At 77.2% G+C, this 4,076-nt stretch carries 1 protein-coding gene; it reads left to right on the top strand.

What is annotated here, in order from left to right:
- Nucleotides 1–438: 438 nt before the first annotated feature.
- Nucleotides 439–4,076, top strand: a 3,638-nt coding sequence (locus ACWENR_RS29925; RefSeq protein ID WP_452280295.1) for a type I polyketide synthase, incomplete at its 3' end; no start/stop codon positions are given.

Genomic DNA, 4,076 nt, shown 5'->3' with positions numbered 1-4,076 from the left:
CGGGAGCGCATCGCGGCGGCGATCCCCAGCGCGTCGATCTCGTACGCCAGTTGGGCGGCGTCGGTGTCGGCGGGCACTGCCGGGCATCTAGAAATGGTGTCGGACGACCGTTGTCGACGGTCGTGACACGCTCGGCCGGGCGGGTCCGCGCACCCGCCCGGCCACCCCCCGCGAGGGCGGTGCGCCGCACCGCTCGCAGGGCGGGTCGGCCCAGCCTGCGCCCCGCCACCTAGGGGCAGCCGTAGGGGCACGCTAGGGGTTGTGACCGCCGTCCGGCGACAATTACCTTTCCACCGGCGAGTAGGACCTGGTGCGGGCTGAAACGCTTTTTGTTCGGCAATTCGTGGTCGGCTGAATGGGTTTGGATCTTCGCGGCTTTGTGGCGTCTGTGGACGGTATCGGGTCGCTGTTTCTTTCCGGCCCGAAGAGGTGGCGTCAATGGCGACTGAAGATACGCTCCGCGAGTACCTGAAATGGGTCACGGCGGACCTTCACCAGACCCGGAGGAAGCTCGGCGAGCTCGAGGCGGCCAGCCGCGAGTCGATCGCCATCGTCGGCATGGCCTGCCGGTTCCCCGGCGGCGTGGGCTCGCCCGAGGACCTGTGGGAGCTCGTCGACTCCGGCCGCGACGCCGTCTCCGCGTTCCCCGCCGACCGGGGCTGGGACCTGGCCCGGCTGTTCCACCCGGACCCCGACCACCCCGGCACGTCGTACGTCGCCGAGGGCGGCTTCGTCGACTCGGCCACCGACTTCGACGCCGCGTTCTTCGGCATCTCGCCCCGCGAGGCGCTCGCCATGGACCCGCAGCAGCGGCTGCTGCTGGAGGCCTCCTGGGAGGCGTTCGAGCACGCCGGGATCGACCCGTCGACGCTGCGCGGCCACCAGGTGGGCGTGTTCGCCAGCACCACCGGCCAGGACTACGTGGGACTGCTCCAGCAGCCGCCGCCCGGCACCGAGGGCTACATCCTCACCGGCACCGCGGCCAGCGTCGTTTCCGGCCGGATCTCGTACGCCCTCGGCATCGAGGGCCCCGCCGTCACCGTCGACACCGCCTGCTCGTCGTCGCTGGTCGCGCTGCACCTGGCCTGCCAGGCGCTGCGGCAGGGGGAGTGCACCCTGGCGCTGGCCGGCGGGGCCACCGTCATGTCCACCCCGTCCGCCTTCATCGGCTTCAGCCGCCAGCGCGGCCTGGCCACCGACGGCCGGGTCAAGTCGTTCGCCGCCGCCGCCGACGGCACCGCCTGGGGCGAGGGCGTCGGCCTGCTGCTGGTCGAGCGGCTCTCCGACGCCCGCCGCAACGGGCACCCCGTCCTGGCCGTGGTGCGCGGCAGCGCGGTCAACCAGGACGGCGCGAGCAACGGGCTGACCGCCCCCAACGGCCCGTCCCAGCAGCGGGTGGTGCTCCAGGCGCTGGCCAGCGCCCGCCTCGCGCCGGAGCAGGTCGACGTCGTGGAGGCGCACGGCACCGGCACCACCCTCGGCGACCCGATCGAGGCGCAGGCGCTGCTGTCGACGTACGGGCAGGGCCGCCCGGCGGACCGGCCGCTCTGGCTCGGCTCGGTCAAGTCGAACATCGGCCACACCCAGGCCGCCGCCGGCGTGGCCGGGGTGATCAAGATGGTGATGGCGCTGCGGCACGACACCGTGCCCGCCACCCTGCACGTCGACGAGCCCACCCCCAACGTGGACTGGACGGCCGGCGCGGTCGCGCTGGCCACCGAGCCGCGGCCGTGGCCCGCCGGGGAGCAGCCCCGCCGCGCGGGCATCTCCTCGTTCGGGATGAGCGGCACCAACGCCCACGTGATCATCGAGGAGGCGCCCGCCGCCGACCCGGCGGACGGACCCGCCGCGACCGACGCCGCCGGGCCGGAGGCCCCCGCCGCGCCGGACGCCGCCACCGCCGCGCCGGACGCCGCCACCGCCGCGCCGGACGCCGCCACCGCCTGCGTCGACGGGGCCGGTCTCGTGCCGGTGCTGGTCTCCGCCCGCGACGGCGAGTCCCTGGCCGCGCAGGCGGGCCGCTGGGCCGACTGGCTCGACGGCCGCCCCGAGCTGCGGCTGACCGACGTCGGCTGGTCGTCGGCGCGCACCCGGGCCAGCCTCGAGCACCGGGCCGTACTGCTCGCCCCCGACCGCGCCGCCCTGACCGCCGGCCTGCGCGCGCTGGCGGCCGGCGGCGACGCCCCCGGCCTGGTCACCGGCGTCGGCCCGCGCGGCGGCAAGCTCGCGTTCCTCTTCTCCGGCCAGGGCGCGCAGCGCAGCGGCATGGGCCGCGAGCTGGCCGCCGCGTTCCCCGTCTTCGACCGGGCGCTGGCCGAGGTCTGCGCCGAGCTGGACCGGCACCTGCCCCGCCCGCTCGCCCCGGTGCTCTTCGCGCCCGAGGGCGACGAGGCCGCCGGGCTGCTCCACCAGACCCTCTACACGCAGGCCGGCCTCTTCGCCGTCGAGGTCGCGCTGTTCCGGCTCCTGGCGAGCTGGGGGATCGTCCCGGACGTCCTGCTGGGCCACTCGATCGGCGAGCTCTCCGCCGCGCACGCGGCCGGCGTGCTGTCGCTGCCCGACGCCGCCACGCTCGTCGCCGCCCGGGGCCGGCTGATGCAGGCCCTGCCGGCCGGCGGCGCGATGCTGGCCGTCCAGCTCCCCGCCGACGCCGTCCGGGCCGCCCTGGCCGGCGTCGAGGACCGCGTCGCCGTGGCCGCCGTCAACGGGCCCACCGCCGTCGTGGTCTCCGGCGCCGCCGACGCCGTCGAGGAACTCGAACGCCGCTGGGCCGACCAGGGCGTACGCACCCGGCCGCTGCGGGTCAGCCACGCCTTCCACAGCCCGCTGATGGAACCCATGCTCGCCGAGTTCGCCGCCGTGCTGCGCGGGCTGGAACTGCACCCGCCGGCGCTGCCGATCGTGTCGAACCTGACCGGCACGGTCGCCGACCCCGACGAGATCCGCACCGCCGACTACTGGGTCCGGCACGTGCGGGAGGCCGTCCGGTTCGCCGACGGCGTCGACCAGCTGCGCGCCCTCGGTGTGCGTACGTTCCTGGAGGTCGGCCCCAGCGGCGTGCTCACCGCGCTGGCCCGCGACGTCCTGACCGCCGCCGGCGCCGACGACGACACCGCCGCCGTGGCGCTGCTGCGCCGCGACCGCTCCGAGCCCGCCTCCGCCCTCACCGCCCTCGCCGAGCTGCACGTCGGCGGGGTCGAGGTCGACTGGGCGCGGCTGTACGCGGGCAGCGACACCGCACGGGTGCCGCTGCCCGGGTACGCCTTCCGCCGGCAGCGCTTCTGGCCCGAGCCGCCGCCCGCCGCCCCCGACGCCGCCTCGGACGGCCACGACGAGTTCTGGACCGCCCTGGAGCAGGCGGACGTCGACACCCTGCGCGGCGAGCTGGGCGACGACGCGCAGGTCCGGGCGCTGCTGCCGGCCCTGCCCGTGCTCGCGTCCTGGCGCCGGTCCCGGCGCGAACGCTCCCTCGCGGACGGCTGGTCGTACCAGGTGACCTGGCAGCCCGTGCCGGTCGGGGACGCCGGCGCCCCGGCGGGCCGCTGGCTGGTCGTCCTGCCCACCGACGACGCGCCGGCGTGGGCCGACGGCCTGGCCGGGCTCTTCGGCGACGCCGAACCGCTGGCGCTGCGGGTCGGCGCCGCGGACCTCGACCGCGCGGCGCTCGCCGCCCGGCTGCGGGCGCTGACCGACGACCAGCCGGTCGACGGCGTGCTCAACGTCGTCGCCGGCCAGGACCGGCTGCTGCCCGAGCACCCCGGCGTGACCCTCGCCGCCGCCGGCACCCTCGCCCTCGTCCAGGCGATGGCCGACCTGGACCTGGTGGCCCCGCTGTGGTGCGTCACCAGCGGCGCGGTGGCGGCGGCCCCGGGCGACCGCGTCGCGCACCCGCTCCAGACCGAGGTGTGGGGCCTCGGCCGCGCGGCGGCCGTCGAGCAGCCGCACCGCTGGGGCGGCCTGGTCGACCTGCCGGCCACCGTCGACGACGCCACCACCCGGCGGGGGGGCGGCGGGGGGGGGCGGGGCCCCCGCGCGGCGCCCCGGGGGGGGGGCCGCGCCGGCGGCCGGGGCCGCGC

It is taken from the genome of Micromonospora sp. NPDC004336 (genome assembly GCF_053602615.1).
The sequence above is the reverse complement of the archived record's forward strand: the minus strand, read 5'-3'. Positions and strand labels throughout refer to the sequence as shown.